The sequence below is a fragment of the Mesorhizobium sp. M7A.F.Ca.CA.002.05.1.1 genome (genome assembly GCF_003998335.1).
Lineage (GTDB): Bacteria > Pseudomonadota > Alphaproteobacteria > Rhizobiales > Rhizobiaceae > Mesorhizobium.
Genome location: NZ_RZQI01001272.1, coordinates 1 through 1,236 on the forward strand (window position 1 = coordinate 1; position 1,236 = coordinate 1,236).

Sequence of the window (1,236 nt, forward strand, 5' to 3'; positions counted from 1 at the left end):
GTCGCCGACTATGCTTCAGCCGCCCAGCGCTGCGAGGCCGGCGGCCTCGCAGCGCTGGGCGGCTGAAGCATAGTCGGCGACGATGCGCTCCATGTCCCAGTCCTCGATCGTCTTCGGGAATGCGCGATGCGCCGGCTCACGCACCGGCGAGGCCGAGAGCACCGGCAGCCAGTCGGCCTTGTTCCAGCCGGTACGGCGGCCGAGATGGGTGATCTGGATCATCACCTTGCAGTCGTGCTCGTGGCAGGCGTCAGCGAGCTCGGCCAGCCATGGCACGATCCTGTCGTCATAGACATGCAGATTGCCGAAAGCGGCCGGGCTGTCGCGCGAGACGATCGCCGAGCCGGCGGTCATGGTCAGCGCCATGCCGCCCTTGGCCTTCTCGGCATGGTAGAGCCGGTATCGCTGTTTCGGCATGCCGTCCTCGGAATAGGCCGGCTCATGGCTGGTCGACATGACCCGGTTCTTCAGCGTCAGGTGTTTGAGCTGGTAGGGCTGGAGAAGCGGATCGTTGCTGGTCATCGTCTTCCTGCGGTTTCAAATTGTGCTAATGAGCGGCAAAATTCGTTTTCAAGCATGTCGTCCCGCACGCACTCCGGGCACATGCGACAAGGATTGCTGCCATGATCGACACCAAAACCCTCACCCAGCTCGGCGCGCACGTCGAGACGCCACGAAGCCCCGAAGCAGCGGTCCTGGAGACCGTACCGTTTTCGCGCGGTGACGGACCGCCGGCGATCGTGCGCTTCACCTGCCCGGAATTCACCTCGCTGTGCCCAGTCACCGGCCAGCCGGACTTCGCCCATATCGTCATCGACTATGCACCCGATGCGGCTCTGGTGGAATCGAAGTCGCTCAAGCTGTTCATGACCTCGTTTCGCAACCATGGCGCCTTCCATGAAGACTGCACCGTCATGATCGGCCGCCGCATCGTGGCGGCAACCAAGCCGCTGTGGTTGCGCATAGGCGGCTATTGGTATCCACGCGGCGGCATTCCGATCGATGTGTTCTGGCAAACCGGCGCTCCGCCCGAAGGCGCCTGGCTGCCCGACACCGGGGTAGCGCCTTATCGCGGGCGGGGTTGAGCGAACGTCAACCATGGATGGCACCCGTCCGGCAGAGCTTTGTTGCAAGAAAGGAAAAGATAGCATCGCTGTAGCGCAGTTGGTCGTAGCGCAGCAGATCGACATGGCCTGCGCCTCCAAACCAGACGAGTTGTGAACCAACGGCAGCATT

General features: G+C 62.9%; 1 protein-coding gene and 1 pseudogene. One reads left to right on the plus strand and one right to left on the minus strand.

What is annotated here, in order from left to right; genetic code table 11:
• Nucleotides 1-33: 33 nt before the first annotated feature.
• A pseudogene (locus tag EN939_RS34805) lies at nucleotides 34-522 on the minus strand (oxidoreductase); the annotation flags it as partial.
• 101 nt (nucleotides 523-623) lie between these two features.
• Here EN939_RS34805 and queF point away from each other — a divergent pair.
• Nucleotides 624-1,085, plus strand: coding sequence for a preQ(1) synthase (gene queF / locus EN939_RS34810; RefSeq protein ID WP_027042220.1), 462 nt, complete (start codon nucleotides 624-626; stop codon nucleotides 1,083-1,085).
• Nucleotides 1,086-1,236 lie beyond the last annotated feature (151 nt).